Here is a 17,262-nt window from a genome sequence, read left to right as displayed (position 1 = left end):
CGGAGTGGACGGGACTCGAACCCGCGACCTCCGGCGTGACAGGCCGGCATTCTAACCAACTGAACTACCACTCCGCATTAGTACATCACGTTGAAGTATGTCCCTCAACGCGGCGTGCATATTACGAGTGAGGGGCAAATGAGTCAACACTTTTTTTAAAGATTTTCACCGACTGTCTGATTTATATTCAGATCTGCTCTTTTTTGAGCACAAAGGCTAATTTTTACCACTTTTCTTTATTCTTTAGCGCTCACATTATCGCCGTTGACAGATATCTTCTTTTTTCTAAATTTAAACCACCACAATGCCAATAAGGCAAGACCAATTAGCACAATATTAACCACCACAATAATAATCAGGTTTGTCATTGCCTGCTTACGTTTTGCTTCCAGCTCTTGCTTTGCTAATTCTCTTTGCCGCTCAAGTTCAAGTTGCTGCTGTTGTGCAACCTCTGCAGCGGTCGGTTCAGGAGGTGGTGGTTCATTAGCAATAAAGCTAAAATCATTAATTCTGGCTTCGAACTCACGGCCGCTCACCGTTGTCGCAAAAATATCTAAATCAACCAAATGCTTGCCAAAAGCAAGATTCGCAATATCAACATGATGCGGAAAAGCGTCTATTTGAGTAACGGTGAATTTACGAGTTTCACCATTAGGAAAGTTGGTTACTCCATTGATAACCAAGCTCTGGGGGTCTATCCATTTGTCATCCACTCGAATTTTAAGCTGGTGACTGTCTTCTACCCCCTCCGATTGAATAACTTCAAATTCAACCGGTAGCGGCTTCACTTCTACAGGCCCAAACTCAAATACTCTCTGGTAAAGTGGTGTGGTCATTTCATACGTTGCTAGCCATTCCCCGGGTTCGACGTCGAGGTTGAAAAATCCCGTGAATATACCATCGCCGGCTCGCTCGTCATGACCTTGACCATTATCCTCAAACTGAGCCACTCGCGAGGGCTTAGCACCAAAGTTATCAAAGTCGGGGTTATTCGTGCTAACAAACAAAACATCTAACAGCACCGTTTGTCGAAAACGAGCAGTCTCAACAATTTCCTCACCGTTATACAGTTTACCCACGACCTTTAGCTCTTCATTTTGAAACAGTGGATTAGGCAAGGGCTCCGCTTCAAAACGAATATCAGAAATCACTAAGGCTTTATTTTCCTCATCAATTCGACCTGCCGCTTGCCAGGGCCCCGGTTGAGGCTTCTTGATGCGAACAATGTCGAAGTTTGGATCGGTGTACCAGGTGACCTTTTCTTCTGGGTAACGGGTATCGTACCATTTGCTGCCATCCGGCTTTATCAGTATAAGCGGTTTACTACCGGGCTCACGAAAGAATAGCAGTGTAATCTCTTCAACATTTTCATCGATTCGAAACGTTTGCCCTTTGATTGGCAGTTCATTCGTAATATCAGCTTCTATCAGGCTCATTGCCTGCTTTTTTATCTGTTCTTTAGGTTCAACATTGCTGAAGTTTTGCAGTGCGTGAGCTGTCGAACTGCTGATTAAAACCAATAGTAAAGCTAAGAGTCTTGCCACAAGCAGTGTCCACCTTCTTCTTTAACTCGCGCTAAACGCTCTTGATGTAATGCTTCTTCATCGGCCGTTGCACGTAAAACCTTTAACGCAGGCGGATGCGTGATTCGCTGATGTTCCACTTTTTGCGAGCCTCCCTGACTGTCTTTTCCGTGATTGGCAAGGTTCAGTGCGGTTTGTCCACCGGTCATCATTAAGTAGACATCGGCGAGAATCTCAGCATCTAATAATGCGCCGTGTAACTGACGTGATGAATTATCAACCCCGAAAGCGCGACATAACGCGTCCAGGTTGTTTTTTTGTCCTGGCCGCATCTCCCGGGCGAGTTGCAGCGTATCAAGTACTGAACAAAAATCGTTAGTTAACCCAACGTTTGGTCGTATCCGGTTGAACTCCGCATCCATAAAGCCAACATCAAAGGGCGCATTATGAATAACAAGTTGTGAGTCTTTGATGAAGTCGATGAACTCGTGCACAACTTGTGCAAATACGGGCTTGTCCGTCAGAAAGTCATTGGTTATTCCATGAATCTCTATCGCTTCCTGCTCAACTACCCGCTCAGGATTGATATAAACATGAAAATGATTACCCGTCAGTTTGCGATTAATAAGCTCCACACAGCCTATTTCAATAATTCGGTGACCCTTTGCCGGGTCAATACCGGTAGTTTCTGTATCTAATACGACCTGACGCATGTTGAAATCCTGATATACTCGGTGAAAACAGAGGATATAGTAGCAAGTAACATGTCGAACTCAAAAACTGTTCATTTATATACCGATGGCTCTTGTCTGGGAAATCCAGGCCCTGGCGGGTACGGAGCTGTATTAGAATACGGGAAACACCATAAAGAGTTGAGTCAGGGCTACCGCCTGACCACGAATAACCGTATGGAAATGTTGGCGACCATAGCTGGACTAAGGGCGTTAAAGCACTCCTGCCATGTCATCCTTACTACCGATAGCCAGTATGTAAAGCAAGGTATTGAGCAGTGGATGCATCGTTGGAAACAAAATGGCTGGAAAACATCAGCACGTAAAGCAGTAAAAAATAAAGATTTATGGCAACAACTGGACGAAGAAGCTAATCGCCATAACGTGGAATGGAAGTGGATAAAGGGTCACTCAGGCCATAAACAAAACGAGCGCTGCGACGAACTGGCCCGCAACGCCGCAACGCGCGAGCCTTTACTTGAGGATAAAGGGTTTGACGGCGAATAATCTATTCGCCGGCAACCACAGGCAACTTTCTTTCCTCCCAGGCACTCATGCCTCCGTCAACGCTATATACGTTATCAAGCCCCATCCTTCCCAGGCTTTCGGCTGCCAGAGCTGAGCGTCCGCCGGTACGACAAATAAGATACAACGGCTTTTCTGCAATACGTTCCAGAGCGTTATCATAGCCAGCAACATCAGGATGCTGGCTCAGTTGCATTTCCAGCACGCCGCGCGGCATATTAACCGCTTCGCGAATATGACCCTGGCCGTACTCAGCCGGCTCTCTTACATCAATAACCCGTGCGCCCTGCTCTATTGCTTTTTGTAAGTCTTCCGTGTTGACTTCTTTTACATTAGATTTCGCTTTGCCACATAACTCTTGTGCTGTGATCATAATTTACCTCTTAGATTGACATCAGATTTAGAAAACTGTTTTGTTGTCATCGCTGTCGCTGTTTGTCGTCCATTCACTTCAAATAGCTTTCGCTGAACGGATGGTTTTGACCTGTTCACCAAGGTCTGTTTACGAGCCACAATAAAGTAAGCCGCTCGCAGTCCCGGCATACGCTCACTTAATTTGGTCGACCAATCGACTCCTTTATGTTCACTATGGTGCAAAAAATGTGAAACATAAAATTCCGATTCCAGTACCTCAAATCCTAGCAGCTCAAGCCAGTCTTTCACTCTTACCTGTGTAAAATAACGTCCACACCAGGGGAAATCTTTTTTATGCCTAAGAAAAAAACCACTGGCTGCGGCAGGACTAAATGGATTAAATCCAGTTAATACCAATACACCATCATCATCTAATACTCGGGTAACTTCTCTTAATAACTGATGGGGATGCCGGCAAAATTCAAGTACAAACGGAGCAATTAGGTTATCGACACTGTTTTCCTTTAAAGCCAAATCAATTAATTTACTGCGCACTGCAGCCTGATGTCCTGCGCTAATAGTCAACCAGCCAGCCCCACTGTTACAGCTTTTATCGAGTTCAGGGCTTAACGAGCCGAGAGCGACTGTTTTTCCGGGCTTCAAGCGCCGCTGGTGGCGGCGAATTAACCCTGCGGTTTGCTCCTTAATGTATTGCCCACAGGCCAGTTGCTTCCAGTTGCCCGGAACCGCTAAATCAATTTTTGAGTACGCTGGTTTAATTAACACGGCTGATTCCTGTAGTATGAGCTTATCTTCAACTTACTCGCTGGGTTTCTCATCCTAGCGTTATAGGGGGTAACATGCGAGTTCACGCTATTGAAGCTTTCGATGACAATTATATCTGGGCAATTGAGACAGATAATAATGACAGGGTTATTATTGTAGACCCCGGTGAAGCGAAGCCAGTTCAACAATGGCTAGAGCAACACAATAAAACGATTTGCACAATCTTAGTAACGCATCATCATTACGACCATACAGGAGGAATAGCCGAACTCGTAAAGCAATTCCCTTGTCCGGTCATTGGCCCCGATAATCCTGACATTAAAACGCTGACTCAGACAGTAGACGAGGGCAAAGAACTGACTGTCGGTGGTATAAAATGGCAGGTGTTAAGCACGCCTGGCCACACCTTAGATCATATCAGTTTCTACACGCCCGGCTTTTTATTTTGTGGTGATACCTTATTCTCCGGCGGTTGCGGTCGAATGTTCGAAGGGTCGCCGGAGCAATTCACTCAGTCGCTTTTAAAGTTACGCACGTTACCCGGCGACACCAGGGTATTCTGCGCTCACGAATACACACAGTCGAATCTAAACTTCGCCTTAAAAGTTGAGCCAGACAACGCCGTGCTGCAAAGTTATGCAGAAAAGGTGGACATGTTACGTGAGCAGGGCCAAATTACGCTCCCAAGTACATTGCAGCTTGAGCTTGCGGTTAACCCTTTCCTGCGTTTTGATCAAAAAAGCGTTATTTCAGCAGCAAATAAACACGCCGGAAGTGTAAAAAATACCTCTGAGGATGTTTTTTACACAATTAGACAGTGGAAAGATAACGCGTGATTCTTTAAACTCCACAAGATTTTATCTTTATCGGAACTCAATTACGCATGATAAACAGCAAGCGGACAAACGCATGGTTGAAGTATTGTTTAGTGGCAAGCGGGCTAACATTAAGTGGCTGCCAAAGCTTGACACTATTTAGCGACCAGAATGAACCGGTAGTAACGAACCAGTCATCAGGGCTGACGCTTACTCCTCTGCCTGATGAGTTCATCAATAATGCCGATAATGAGAAGCCAGCCCCTGCTCCTGAGCCGGTAAAGCTTACTCCTCAAGAGCAAGAGAACCTTTGGGCCAGAATTCGTCAACAACTCAGTTTTGACGTACCTGATTACCAAAGGGTTCGTAGCCAAAGAGACTGGTATGCCAGTCATCCTGAATATTTAGACAGAGTAGCGAAGCGCGCCGAGCCTTATTTGCATCTAATCGTTGAAGAGTTAGAAAAGCGTGATATGCCGCTCGATATCGCGCTACTACCTATCGTCGAAAGTGCATTTGATCCCTTTGCATACTCTCATGGCAGTGCTTCGGGTGTTTGGCAATTTATTCCCGGCACAGCTCGTCAATACGGCCTGGATATCAACTGGTGGTACGATGGTCGCCGAGACGTCTATGCCGCAACTCAGGCCGCTTTAGATTATTTGCAGGCATTGCATCAATATTTTGATGGCAACTGGATGCATGCACTGGCAGCCTACAACTCCGGCGAAGGTCGGGTTGGCGCCGCTATTAGAAAAAATGAACGCCTGAATAAACCCACCGACTTCTGGAATCTCTCTTTGCCGCGCGAAACCCGCGCTTATGTGCCTAAGTTGCTGGCTTTAGCCGATATACTCGCTAACAGCAGCGACTACGGCATTACCTGGCACCCCATAGAGAATAAGCCCAAATTGGAAGTGATTGAAACGCCTGCGCAAATCGATCTTGCCTTGGCTGCAGATATGGCAGGAATGCCTTTAGACGAACTACATCAATACAATTCCGGTTATAACCGCTGGGCTACGGCACCAAACGGCCCGCATAGGCTGCTGTTACCCAAGCACAACGCAGACAAGTTTAAACAAGCTTTAAGTGAAACAGAGCCTAAAGACTGGTTAAGCTGGACTCGGCATAAAGTAGAGTCAGGTGAGAGCCTGTTAACTATCTCCAACAAATACAACACCTCAGTTGATGTCATTCAGCAAGTGAATGATATTAGCAGTCATATTATCCGCACTGGTGAGCATTTACTGGTACCTGTTGCAACCCTTGATATCGCTAACTACACACTATCGAAAGATCAACGCCGCGAAGAACGTCAAGATCAAAAGCGGTCAGGTCAGCGTATCGAACATATTGTTCGCTCCGGTGATACGCTCTGGGATCTGAGTCGCTCTTATGACGTGAATCTACGAGATTTAGCCCGTTGGAACTCTATGGCCCCGGGGGACTATCTAAGGCCTGGGCAAGAATTAGTCATTTGGACAAAAGCTGAGGCGTCGTCAGCAATACAAAGTGGCATAAATAGCATTATCCGAAACATTCGTTACCGCGTTCGTAGTGGTGATTCATTAGCCAGAATTGCAAATAAATTTAATGTCACCATTAGTCAAATCGAGCAATGGAATAATATTCAACGTAACCGTTATCTGCAGCCGGGACAAATGCTTAAGTTAAAAGTGGATGTCACCGAAGTCAGTAGTTGAGGCAAACTATGAAAAGCGCAAAGTACTTTTTTATTATATTCGCTCTGGTATTCAGTGGCAGTGCGTTAGCAGACTGGAAGGCGGAAGGCAGCGGCAAAGTCATTTACCCTTCCGGTCGAACCGAGCCTCTGAATTTCGGCTTTGAATACAAAAAAATATACGACACCGTTGTGTTCAGGGCTGGGAAATCACAAATGCGGACATCGGAAATGCCGCCCAATTACATTCTCAATGTATTTGTAAATGACAAAGGTCAAATCTATGTCGCAGAGTTTGCTGAAGGCTTTTTCAAAGGCTTTGAGTTAAACATTGGTGGGCATCATGTCAGTATCACCCACCGTGATGAATTTGATGAAGACGAGCCGCTCAAACATTTGCGCGTACAGTTAGATGACCGCAGTTTCTTGTTGGATACAACTCACCCAACCATTAAATTTGAGTTCGACGAAGAGAAAGGTATTGCCAACATCACAGGCTCAGGCCTGTTAAAAGACCTGAGCCTTCACGGTCGCTAACTTTCCAGCAGTTGCTGCAATTCTTGCTCATCTAATATAGGAAGCTCAAGGGATTGGGCTTTTGTTAGCTTTGAGCCTGCATTTTCTCCAGCCACCAACGCAGTGGTCTTTTTCGAAACACTGGAAGCAACTTTCGCGCCTAAGGCCTCAAGTGCAGATTTCGCATCATCACGCGTCATTGTCGACAAGGTTCCGGTAATCACATACGTATTGCCCGATAAGCGATCACTTTGAATGGAACTTGCTTCCTCACCTTCTGGCCAGGAAATAAACTCGCGTAATTCTGCCACTACCTGTTTATTGTGAGGCTCGCGAAAGAACGAGACAATATGATGAGCGACCACAGCCCCAACATCAGAAACTTCCTGCAACTGATCACTGTCCGCTGCAATAAGCGCATCGAGGTTTTTAAAGTGATTGGCTAATGCATTGGCTGTCGCCTCGCCAACTTCTCTAATACCCAAAGAATAAATAAAACGCGATAATGTTGTTTTTTGTGTAACTTTAATCGAATTTCGAAGGTTTTCAGCGGACTTTTGGCCCATTCGAGGTAATGTCGCCAACTCAGCTTTTGATAAACGATACAGATCGGCTGGCGATTTTATCCAATCTCTTTCGACCAGCTGCTCAACAATTTTATCGCCCAGGCCATCAATATCCATCGCTTTGCGCGACGCAAAATGCTTAATGGCTTCCTTGCGCTGAGCCGCACAATACAAACCACCAGTGCAGCGTGCCACAGCCTCACCTTCCAGACGCTCAATATCCGACTGACAAATAGGGCAATGCTTTGGAAATACGATAGCTTCTGTTTCAGTAGGACGTTTTTCTTGAACCACGCTGACCACTTGCGGTATGACATCTCCGGCTCTGCGGATACTCACGCAGTCACCAATGCGCACTCCTAAACGTTCAATTTCATCCGAGTTGTGTAAGGTCGCGTTCGAGACGTTAACTCCACCAACATTCACTGGTTTTAGTCGTGCTACCGGCGTAATAGCCCCGGTACGTCCAACCTGAAAGTCGACACCGGTAATGGTCGTCAATTGTTCCTGTGCCGGAAACTTCCTGGCAATAGCCCAACGGGGAGCCCGTGCCACAAAACCTAAATCTTGCTGAAGCCGAATGGAATCCACCTTAAACACAACACCATCAATGTCGTAATTCAGTGAGTCTCTGCGGGCTAAAATCGTTTCGTAGTAGTCATCACAGCCCTGCAACGAATCGACGGTTTTTATTTCTACGTTAATCGGTAATCCCCAGTCTTTTAGCTGTTGCAGACGGGAGTAATGGCTGTCGGGCAATTGAGTCGTTTCGGAAATCAACCCCAGGCTATAGGCATAAAAATGCAGTGGTCTTTTGGCGGTAATTTTTGAGTCCAGCTGACGTAAGCTGCCCGCAGCGGCGTTTCTAGGGTTGGCAAATACTTTTTCATCACGCTGTCTGGCTTGCTCATTAAAGCGCTCAAAAGCCCCTAAAGGCATAACCACTTCACCGCGAACTTCCAGCCTCTCCGGAACATCACCGGAGAGCTTTAACGGCACATTGCGTATGGTTTTTACATTCTCGGTGATGTCTTCACCGCTTTTCCCATCGCCACGAGTGGCTCCCCTCACCAACAGGCCATTCTCATAGAGCAGACTAACAGCGGCACCGTCAAGTTTCGGCTCACAGCAAAAAGTAACGGTCTGGTTGGTATCCAGCCGTTGTTCAACTCGCTTATTAAAAGCTTCAAATTCGTCAATGGAAAACGCATTATCCAGCGACAGCATAGGAACTTCATGTTGAACGGTTTTGAATTGACCTAACGCTTTGCCACCGACTTTCATTGTCGGTGACGATGCGTTTTTCAAATTAGGGTTTTCGGTTTCTAACGTTTTCAGTTCCCGAAATAAGCGATCATATTCGGCATCGGGTACTGTAGGCTCATCGTTTTCGTAATATTCTTTATTATAACGGTTGAGTAATTCTTCCAGCTCTTGCATACGCTGGTGAACAGACTGATTCATAGTGACCTGTCATTAAGCTGAGTGTTTACGTTCAAATTCACGGACGCGCTGACGGGCTTCGTGAATCGACTGGCGGGTCAACAATTGACGCTGGCCATCCAGAACCTGCCCTTGCGGGATTTCAGTTGCGAGCTTCTTAGCCGCATTAAGCATCATGTTAAACGCTTGCTGGCCGTCAAATTTCATCGGTAATGTCATAAAGAAGGCAACGCCGTCAGTTTCAAAATTTTCCATATTATCCAAGTCAAAGGTGCCTGGATTAAACATATTGGCAACACTAAAAATCATAGGGCCGGTGCCGGCTGTGGTCTCATAACGATGAAAAATCCCCAGCTCACCGAACTTACAGCCCAGCTCGGTCATCATTTGTAGCAAGACAGCTCCCTGAACTGGCCCTTTAACATGCAGAGCAATAACTTCTTCAGGAGCAGTTTCAAAGTCCTCAGCGGGTTCTTTTTCCGGTTCCTCTGGTAGAGCAGCTTCCTCAAGAGTCTCTGCTTGAGCCGACTCTTCAGAGTCTTGCTCGTCAAATTTAAGTTCAGCCTGCTCTACTGATGGCGTGTCATCGTTACTAACCCGCATAGAAGGCAATGAATCGGTCGACTCCTCCTCACTACCAAGGTCCATCGACATTTGTTCAATACGTTCGTCTTCTTCTTTGCTTTGCGCCTTATTGTCAGGCGACGACATCCAGGACTCAGACTCAGATTCACCTTCTGTAGAAAGATCTTTTGGCTCTCCTTGCTCAACCACTCTCACTTCACCAATGCCATCGTCATCGAACTCTGACGACTGCTGCTGTCGATTTTCAGCGACGCGTTGCTCTCTTTGACGCTGCTGTTGGTTACCTTTCCGTATTTTCCATAATCCATGCGCAACAATACCGACGATTGCCAGAATGCCAAGAATACTGAGGGTAATCTGTAAACTGCCCATTTTTGCTCCATCAAGCCTATTTATTAGCCTGCGTCTGTCATCGCCACAGCCTGCTCAACATCAACCGCTACTAATCTCGAAACACCGGCTTCCTGCATTGTTACTCCAGCCAGATGAGTCGCCATTTCCATTGCTACTTTATTATGACTGATATAAATAAATTGTACCGATTCTGACATTTCACTCACCAGTCGACAAAAGCGACCCACATTAGCGTCATCCAGCGGTGCATCGACCTCATCTAACAAGCAAAAAGGGGCCGGATTCAAGCGAAATATCGCGAACACCAATGATAATGCGGTCAATGCCTTTTCTCCACCGCTAAGTAAATGAATTGTACTGTTTTTCTTACCCGGCGGCCTTGCCATAATCGTCACACCGGTTTCCAGTAAGTCATCATCAGTAAGTTCAAGCGTGGCGCTGCCTCCGCCGAACACTTTCGGAAACAGTATTTGTAAGTCGTTGTTTATCGCATCAAAGGTTGTCTTAAACCGGTGTCGCGTTTCTTTATCAATTTTACGAATAGCGGCTTCCAGAGTTTCTAACGCCGATGATAGATCATCCACTTGCTGGTCGAGGTATTGTTTACGTTCTCTTTGCGCTTCAGCTTCGTCAATCGCCGCTAAATTAATCGCACCTAATCGTTTTATTTTATTCTGCAGCACTTCAAGCTCTTGCTGCCAGGTTTTTTCGTCAGCTTCAGACGGCAGTTCTTCTAAAACGCTTTTCAGAGTGAGCCCTGTTTCCGCCAAAGCTTCCAACACTGCCTGACTGCGCTCCTGCAATTTAACTTGCTCAATTTCCGTGCTTTGCATGGCTTCTTTAGCTTGGCCTATTTTGCTTTGAATCGCGGACTGGCCCTGAGTAAGTTGCTGCAAGTCATGTTCCAGCTGCGACAACATTTGGCGTTGTTCCTGCAAGTGTTCCGCAACCTCTCCCCGCTTATCCAGTAATTCCGTCAGTTGCTCGTCTAAAGCACTTTGGCTGTCAGCGGTGTCCGCATTCTGTTGCTCATCCCGCTCTTGCAGTAACTGTTGATAGCGTTGTTCACTGCGCTGCAATAATTTTTGTAACTGTGCTGACTGAGCCTCCAGGTTTTGCTGCTGCAGAGTCATTTGCTGCTGTTGGCTGCGCAGCTGCTGCAACTGCTCATCTTCGGCCCTCACTCTAGACTCAAGCTGCTCGCCCGCCTGTTCGTCAATCTGTTCGGTTTGATCCAGCATCAGATCAAATTCTTCGAGCTGCATTTCAAATTGCTGTTGTTGCTCTGCGCTGCTTTCGGCCTGCTGGCGATGTTCTTTCTGTTTCTCTTGCAGTCGCGTTAATTGCTGCTGGATTTGTTCTACCTGCTGCACGTTCCACTGCAGTCGTTCTTCGGCTTTGACTTTTTCATTACGGGTCTGTTGCAGTTTTTCCTGGGCCTGCTCCAGGTTCTCCTCCGCCAGTTCAACCTTTATCTGGGTTTGTTGCAGCTGCTCCTCACTTTCACACAACTGCTGCGTCACTCTCTCATGTTGTTCTGATAAATATTGACGCTGAGTCTGGAGGTGAAGAACACTATTGTCCTCGTCAACACGAGCTGCAATAAAGCCGTCCTGCCAATACCAGTTTCCTGCCTTTGATACCGCAAAGCGCGCATCGCTGTGCTGCAGCTGCCATGCGGCATCAGTATCTTGCTCAATGGCTAAGCATTGCTGCAACGGTGTCCAGTAACGCAGCGAGCCTTGTACTTTGCTTGCCAGAGACCAGCTTTCAGGTTCCTGTTGGCTAACTGGCCAAACCAATTTCACGCCAGAAGCTACCGTTAACCCTTCCGGAGCTTCGTCCAAAACCACAGCATCCAGCCAATCGAAAGCCAACTGCTCCACGGCCATTTCCCAGCCACTTTCAGCTCGCAGTAATTCCTTAACCCGCTGGTTATCGGGATAGTTATCCTGTAACCATTTTTCACTGCGGCTGTCGTTATTTTGTTTCCCTTGCAGCAATTGGTCAATTGCTGTTAACTGTGCCTGCACTTTGTCCTGCTGCTGTTGAACCTGCCGATGCTGCAGCTGTTGCTCTTTAAACGCTTGTTGAAGCCTCTGCAATTGCTCTTTACTCTGCTGATACTGGGCTTCGTCCTCGGCCAACAAACGATGTAATTCCGCCAACGCCTGTTCGTTATTATCAATCGATAACGCTTGCTTCTGTTGCTGCAATTCTTGTTGCTGATTCAGGAGTTGTTCTACTTGTTGCTGCGCATAATGCTGACTCTGTTTTATTTCCTGCAACTTAAGCTGTGCATGTTGTTGCTGCTTTTCGACATCTCTCTGTTGCTGTTGCTGATGCCTTTGTTGCTGCTGCCATTGCCGCCATTTCTCGTTGGCTTGTTGAGCGTCATCTGATACTCGATCAAGTTGTTCCTGCACCTGATCCAGCTGCGGCTCCAGCATTAGTCGCTGTTCTTGCAGCTGCTCTCTTTGCAGGCGATCATCGGTCAGTTGCTCCTCTAACTGTCCTATCTCTTCATTTAACTGCCGCTGTCGTTGTTTCCGTTGTTCTTTTAGCTCTTGCTGATGTTTCAGAGTTTGCTCAATACGAGTAATTTCATTGCCCACTGAGAACATCTTTTCCTGAGACAACTCAACCTTATCGCGCGCCTCTTCCGTTTGTTCTCTTAACTCAATGGCCCCTCTCTCGTCACCACTTTGCTGTGCTTGCCAACGCTCAAGTTCTGTCTGCTGCTCTGCATATTGTGCCTGCAGCTGTTGTCGCTGATTGTCCAGCTTTAACCACCGCAATGCCTGCAGTTCGCCTTTACCTTTGCGTTCGCTGGCTTTTAGCTCTTTGTAACGAATAGCCGCTGCGGCCTGACGCTCTAACTTTTCCAGTTGCTGACCAAGCTCTTCGCGGACATCACTCAAACGTTCGAGATTCTCGCGAGTGTGCAGCATCCGGTTTTCAGTTTCTTTGCGCCGTTCTTTATATTTTGAGATACCGGCAGCTTCTTCAATAAAGATGCGCAGTTCCTGCGGACGAGATTCAATCAGCCGGGAGATCATGCCTTGTTCGATAATAGCGTAGCTACGGGGTCCCAGTCCGGTCCCCAGGAATAAGTCCGTGATATCACGACGACGACAACGACCGCCGTTTAAAAAGTAATTGGATTGACCGTCGCGGGTCACCAGACGTTTAACTGAAATTTCATTGAACGCGGCATATTCCCCCTGGATGCGGCCGGAGCTATTATCAAATACCAGTTCAACGCTGGCCTGAGAAACCGGCTTACGCGCAGTTGAACCGTTAAAAATAACGTCACTCATAGCATCGCCACGCAAGTTCTTTGCAGAACTTTCGCCCAGCACCCAGCGCACCGCATCAATCACATTGGATTTGCCACAGCCGTTCGGACCAACGACACAGGTCATTTGATCAGGAAAGGGAACTTTTGTTGGATCCACAAAGGATTTAAAGCCAACCAGCTTGATGTGTTTTAGGCGCATTCAGTTGTTTTTATTATCAGTTAGCACGGCAATTTATTATCACAAGGCTTTTTTTCTTACCCGAGACTCTAGCAGATCCGGTAGCCATTTGTAACAATTTAGCCCTCACATTGCCATTGTATTGCCTTATTATAATAAGCAAATTTAAACCTCTGGAGTTTTCATGCAAAAAGCAGCCTATAGCGATTCTGGATTAGCTTACATAGGACGCGGGTTACAACTCATTAGAACCAAAGGACTTCGCCGCTATGTCGTCGTACCTATTCTGACCAACCTCATCCTGTTCACGCTGGCGTTCAGTTGGCTGTATAGTGAAGTCGACTACTGGTTAGAGCGTTTTATGGGCTGGTTGCCCAGTTTTTTCCAGTGGCTGGAGTTTATTTTATGGCCGCTGGCAGTCATTACCATTATTGCGCTCTTTTCGTTCATTTTTAGCACCATAATGCATTTAATTGCGGCGCCTTTTAATGGACTTCTGGCGGAGAAGGTCGAGCGCTATGAAAGTGGCGAAAGTCTCGGCGACGAAGGTTTTTTAGGCTTGGTAAAAGATATCCCCAGAACGTTAAAGCGTGAGCTGCAGAAACTCATGTATTACATACCCAGGGCACTAGGCTTCTTTTTGCTATCACTGCTTATTCCGGTTGTCGGGCAGGTGCTGTGGTATGTGTTTGTGTGCTGGATGATGTCGATACAGTACTTAGACTATCCGTTCGACAATCATAAACTTTCGTTTCCGCACATGCGCTCTGAGCTCCATAAACGACGTGGTAAAACGCTCGGTTTCGGATTCGGAGTCACCGTGCTAACAATGATCCCGTTGATTAATTTGATCATTATGCCGCTGGCGGTTTGCGGAGCCACCTCACTTTGGGTTGATCATTATCGTCGCAGTGCATTAAGTTAACAAAAACAAACGACTGAGCTTTGGCTCAGTCGTTTTTCTTATCTACACTACCGCCTTCTATGCCTTCCGGATTCGTTTCATCTGAATCAAGGTAGTCGGGATTTAAGCGTTTATTGGTTTGCACGCCCATCTGCCGGAATTTATCGACCCGGCCAATGAGATTACCGCGCCCTGTACTGAGTTTCTTCATCGCTTCCTGATAACGGTTATCCAGAGTTTGTAAGCCGTTACCTATCTTTTCTAAATCTTCAACAAAGCCCACAAACTTGTCGTATAAACGCGCTGCATCGGTCGCTATTTTTTCAGCATTCTGATTCTGGTATTCGTACTGCCAGATGTTATGTACCGTGCGCAGAGCCACGAGTAAATTAGTTGGACTCACCAACATAATTTGGTTATCAAGCGCCAGCCGAATCAACTCAGGGTCGCGATCAACCGCCAACAGGAACGCTGGCTCAATCGGTATAAACATCAGCACATAGTCCAGAGTTCTTAGACCTTCTAGCTGATGATAACTCTTTTTACCTAGCTGTTTTATGTGCTGTTTTAGCGACTGTACGTGTTCATTTAATGCCCGCTCACGTTCTGCGTCATCGTCCGAGTTAAAGTACCGCTCGTAGGCCGACAGACTGACTTTGGAATCTATGACCACGTCCTTTTTGTTAGGTAAATGCACAATGACATCGGGCTTAAACGACTTGCCGTCTTCGTCACGGTGATGCGCCTGAGTTTGGTACTCATGCCCCTCACGCAGGCCTGACTGTTCGAGAATGCGTTCCAGAACCACTTCGCCCCAGTTACCCTGTTGCTTGGTGTCACCTTTTAATGCCCGGGTTAAGGCCTCAGCTTCAGACGCCATTTGGCGATTCAAGTCTTTCAGCGACATCACTTCATTTTTAAGTGCAGAACGCTCTTTGGTCTCGTCCGTGTACTGCTGCGTAATTTGCTTTTTGAAGGCTTCAATTTGCTGTTTAAACGGCTCTAGTGTTGCTTGCAAAGACTGCTGATGATGCTGCTGCAACCCTTTCGACTTTTCTTCAAAAATACGATTGGCCAGGTTTTCAAACTGCTGGGTTAGTCGCTCTTCGCTTACTTTCAGCAAACTCAACTTTTCTTCAGCGGTTTTTTGTTCATGCTCAGCCCGGGCCAAAGTCTCACGCAAGCGGCTGTCTTTCTCATATACCTCGTGTTGAAGCTCATCAATACGCTCGCGAAGAATGTCCGCATCTTGCTCCAGTACCGAATTTTGTTGCTCCGCCTGTAAACGCAAACGGCGCTGCTGTTGCCAAAGCAACAGCAACGCCGCAACTACAGTCACAACCGGCACGCCAATTATTGCCATCCATTGCCACAGTGCCAGCGACATAATTAAGCTCCTAGTTTTTCATTGAGGTCAGCTATTTTCGCTTTCCAAATAGCAGGCCCCTGCGTATGAGCGTTTTGGCCATCGCTATCGACGGCAACAGTCACCGGCATGTCTTCCACTTCAAACTCATAAATGGCTTCCATACCCAAGTCTTCAAAAGCAACCACACGAGATTTTTTAATCGCTTTAGCAACCAAGTACGCAGCACCACCTACCGCCATCAAGTAAACCGCTTTGTGCTTACGAATACTTTCGACCGCTTCCGGACCACGCTCTGCTTTACCAACCATGCCTATAATACCGGCTTCTTCAAGCATCTGGTCAGTAAATTTATCCATACGAGTCGAGGTTGTCGGGCCTGCCGGCCCAACCACTTCATCACCGACCGGATCTACCGGCCCTACGTAATAAATAAAGCGGTTGTTAAAATCGACCGGTAGCTCTTCACCGTTGTCCAGCATACCTTTAATGCGTTTATGGGCCGCGTCACGACCGGTTAATAACTTACCGGACAACAGCACGGTTTCACCCATTTTCCAATCCTGGATGTCTTCTTTCGTCACTTCATCCAGGTTCACGCGACGAGCATCATCACCCAGTTCAAATGTCACATCTGGCCAATCTTCGAGTTTCGGCGGGGTTAAATCGGCCGCACCGCTACCATCCAGAGTGAAATGCACATGACGCGTTGCCGCACAGTTTGGAATTAAGGTCACCGGCTTAGACGCCGCGTGCGTTGGCAAGGATTTGATCTTCACATCCAATACCGTAGTGAGGCCGCCTAAACCCTGCGCGCCAATACCTAAAGCATTAACCCGGTTAAAAATTTCTAAGCGCAACTCTTCTTCAGCGTTTTGTGGTCCTCGTTCAATTAACTCATGGATGTCGACCGATTCCATTAATGACTCTTTTGCCAGTACCGCAGACTTTTCTGCTGTACCGCCAATACCAATACCCAACATACCCGGAGGACACCAACCAGCCCCCATCTTCGGTAAGGTTTCAACAACCCAGTCGGCAATAGAGTCGCTGGGGTTTAGCATCGCCATTTTGGATTTGTTTTCAGAACCGCCACCTTTAGCAGCGATCATTACTTCAACTTCATTACCCGGTACCATATCAATATGCACCACAGCAGGCGTGTTGTCGCCAGTGTTCTTACGCGCACCGGCAGGATCTGCCACAATAGAAGCACGTAATGGGTTATCCGGGTTGTTGTAAGCGCGACGAGTCCCTTCATCCACCATTTGCTGAACCGTCAGGTCAGTTTTATCCCATTGCACACCCATACCAACCTTCACAAAACAGGTAACAATACCGGTATCCTGACAAATTGGCCGATGCCCCTGTGCAGACATACGCGAGTTGGTCAACACCTGAGCGATAGCATTTTTTGCCGCTTCGCTTTCTTCACGTTGGTAGGCTTCATCCAATGCTTTAATGAAGTCCAGTGGGTGATAATAGGAAATGTACTGCAGGGAATCGGCAATACTGTCAATAAAATCAGCCTGACGAATGGTGGTCATGGAACTGCCTCTTGGTTAACTTTTGCGTGGCGCTATAATAGCGTTTTCACTAACAGCTGACCAGAGCAACTGACCGTTGAATCT

The 17,262-nt window shown here is 46.9% G+C and carries 14 protein-coding genes and 1 tRNA gene; 5 read left to right on the top strand and 10 right to left on the bottom strand.

Annotated elements, in window-relative coordinates:
* The 3 genes from RBK99_RS12085 to dnaQ form a co-directional block, all read right to left on the bottom strand.
* Positions 1-74: transfer RNA gene (locus RBK99_RS12085), tRNA-Asp, on the bottom strand.
* A gap of 162 nt (positions 75-236) precedes the next feature.
* Complete coding sequence (locus tag RBK99_RS12080) at positions 237-1,544, bottom strand: TIGR03503 family protein (protein WP_317504852.1); 1,308 nt, start codon at positions 1,542-1,544, stop codon at positions 237-239.
* Positions 1,529-2,236: a DNA polymerase III subunit epsilon gene (gene dnaQ / locus RBK99_RS12075; protein ID WP_317504851.1), complete on the bottom strand. Its 708-nt coding sequence runs from the start codon at positions 2,234-2,236 to the stop codon at positions 1,529-1,531. Before dnaQ ends, RBK99_RS12080 begins: the two co-directional genes overlap by 16 nt.
* A gap of 51 nt (positions 2,237-2,287) precedes the next feature.
* Here dnaQ and rnhA point away from each other — a divergent pair, with 51 nt between their 5' ends.
* Positions 2,288-2,761: a ribonuclease HI gene (rnhA, locus tag RBK99_RS12070; protein ID WP_317504850.1), complete on the top strand. Its 474-nt coding sequence runs from the start codon at positions 2,288-2,290 to the stop codon at positions 2,759-2,761.
* A gap of 1 nt (position 2,762) precedes the next feature.
* Here the strand turns inward: rnhA and RBK99_RS12065 are convergent, their stop codons facing one another.
* Positions 2,763-3,152, bottom strand: coding sequence for a rhodanese-like domain-containing protein (locus tag RBK99_RS12065; protein WP_317504849.1), 390 nt, complete (start codon positions 3,150-3,152; stop codon positions 2,763-2,765).
* The gene (locus RBK99_RS12060; protein WP_317504848.1) at positions 3,149-3,919 is read right to left on the bottom strand and encodes a class I SAM-dependent methyltransferase; all 771 of its coding nucleotides are present in this window, start codon (positions 3,917-3,919) and stop codon (positions 3,149-3,151) included. Before RBK99_RS12060 ends, RBK99_RS12065 begins: the two co-directional genes overlap by 4 nt.
* 74 nt (positions 3,920-3,993) lie before the next feature.
* Between RBK99_RS12060 and gloB the strand changes: the two genes are divergently transcribed.
* The 3 genes from gloB to RBK99_RS12045 are packed head-to-tail and all read left to right on the top strand — an operon-like array spanning position 3,994 to position 6,955.
* Positions 3,994-4,755, top strand: coding sequence for a hydroxyacylglutathione hydrolase (gloB, locus tag RBK99_RS12055; RefSeq protein ID WP_317504847.1), 762 nt, complete (start codon positions 3,994-3,996; stop codon positions 4,753-4,755).
* A 47-nt stretch (positions 4,756-4,802) separates the two neighbouring features.
* Complete coding sequence (locus RBK99_RS12050) at positions 4,803-6,440, top strand: lytic transglycosylase (RefSeq protein WP_317504846.1); 1,638 nt, start codon at positions 4,803-4,805, stop codon at positions 6,438-6,440.
* Positions 6,441-6,448: 8 nt separating this feature from the next.
* Positions 6,449-6,955 (top strand): hypothetical protein, encoded by a 507-nt coding sequence (locus RBK99_RS12045; protein ID WP_317504845.1) that lies wholly within the window; start codon positions 6,449-6,451, stop codon positions 6,953-6,955.
* On the opposite strand, the gene ligA is transcribed toward RBK99_RS12045, so the two are convergent.
* Genes ligA through smc form a run of 3 tightly spaced genes read right to left on the bottom strand, consistent with a single transcriptional unit; the run spans position 6,952 to position 13,382 of the window.
* On the bottom strand, positions 6,952-8,964 hold the full coding sequence (gene ligA, locus RBK99_RS12040; RefSeq protein ID WP_317504844.1) for an NAD-dependent DNA ligase LigA: 2,013 nt from the start codon (positions 8,962-8,964) through the stop codon (positions 6,952-6,954). The genes RBK99_RS12045 and ligA overlap by 4 nt on opposite strands.
* Before the next feature lie 12 nt (positions 8,965-8,976).
* Complete coding sequence (gene zipA, locus RBK99_RS12035; protein ID WP_317504843.1) at positions 8,977-9,900, bottom strand: cell division protein ZipA; 924 nt, start codon at positions 9,898-9,900, stop codon at positions 8,977-8,979.
* 23 nt (positions 9,901-9,923) lie between these two features.
* Positions 9,924-13,382 (bottom strand): chromosome segregation protein SMC, encoded by a 3,459-nt coding sequence (gene smc / locus RBK99_RS12030; RefSeq protein ID WP_317504842.1) that lies wholly within the window; start codon positions 13,380-13,382, stop codon positions 9,924-9,926.
* Positions 13,383-13,545: 163 nt separating this feature from the next.
* Between smc and cysZ the strand changes: the two genes are divergently transcribed.
* The gene (gene cysZ, locus RBK99_RS12025) at positions 13,546-14,286 is read left to right on the top strand and encodes a sulfate transporter CysZ (RefSeq protein WP_317504841.1); all 741 of its coding nucleotides are present in this window, start codon (positions 13,546-13,548) and stop codon (positions 14,284-14,286) included.
* Positions 14,287-14,311: 25 nt separating this feature from the next.
* On the opposite strand, the gene rmuC is transcribed toward cysZ, so the two are convergent.
* Together rmuC and RBK99_RS12015 are read right to left on the bottom strand one after the other, a co-directional pair.
* On the bottom strand, positions 14,312-15,655 hold the full coding sequence (gene rmuC, locus RBK99_RS12020) for a DNA recombination protein RmuC (protein ID WP_317504855.1): 1,344 nt from the start codon (positions 15,653-15,655) through the stop codon (positions 14,312-14,314).
* Positions 15,655-17,178 (bottom strand): fumarate hydratase, encoded by a 1,524-nt coding sequence (locus RBK99_RS12015; protein WP_317504840.1) that lies wholly within the window; start codon positions 17,176-17,178, stop codon positions 15,655-15,657. The genes rmuC and RBK99_RS12015 overlap by 1 nt, the downstream gene beginning before the upstream one ends.
* Between the last annotated feature and the right edge of the window lie 84 nt (positions 17,179-17,262).

The organism is Idiomarina solivarensis (genome assembly GCF_033052755.1).
Lineage (GTDB): Bacteria > Pseudomonadota > Gammaproteobacteria > Enterobacterales > Alteromonadaceae > Idiomarina.
The sequence above is the reverse complement of the archived record's forward strand: the minus strand, read 5'-3'. Positions and strand labels throughout refer to the sequence as shown.

Coding starts and splice junctions, on each gene's coding strand:
- RBK99_RS12015 (WP_317504840.1), bottom strand. CDS start 17,178: ATGACCACCATTCGTCAGGCTGATTTTATTGACAGTATTGCCGATTCC.
- gloB (WP_317504847.1), top strand. CDS start 3,994: ATGCGAGTTCACGCTATTGAAGCTTTCGATGACAATTATATCTGGGCA.
- dnaQ (WP_317504851.1), bottom strand. CDS start 2,236: ATGCGTCAGGTCGTATTAGATACAGAAACTACCGGTATTGACCCGGCA.
- RBK99_RS12045 (WP_317504845.1), top strand. CDS start 6,449: ATGAAAAGCGCAAAGTACTTTTTTATTATATTCGCTCTGGTATTCAGT.
- zipA (WP_317504843.1), bottom strand. CDS start 9,900: ATGGGCAGTTTACAGATTACCCTCAGTATTCTTGGCATTCTGGCAATC.
- rnhA (WP_317504850.1), top strand. CDS start 2,288: ATGTCGAACTCAAAAACTGTTCATTTATATACCGATGGCTCTTGTCTG.
- cysZ (WP_317504841.1), top strand. CDS start 13,546: ATGCAAAAAGCAGCCTATAGCGATTCTGGATTAGCTTACATAGGACGC.
- ligA (WP_317504844.1), bottom strand. CDS start 8,964: ATGAATCAGTCTGTTCACCAGCGTATGCAAGAGCTGGAAGAATTACTC.
- RBK99_RS12065 (WP_317504849.1), bottom strand. CDS start 3,152: ATGATCACAGCACAAGAGTTATGTGGCAAAGCGAAATCTAATGTAAAA.
- RBK99_RS12050 (WP_317504846.1), top strand. CDS start 4,803: ATGATAAACAGCAAGCGGACAAACGCATGGTTGAAGTATTGTTTAGTG.
- smc (WP_317504842.1), bottom strand. CDS start 13,382: ATGCGCCTAAAACACATCAAGCTGGTTGGCTTTAAATCCTTTGTGGAT.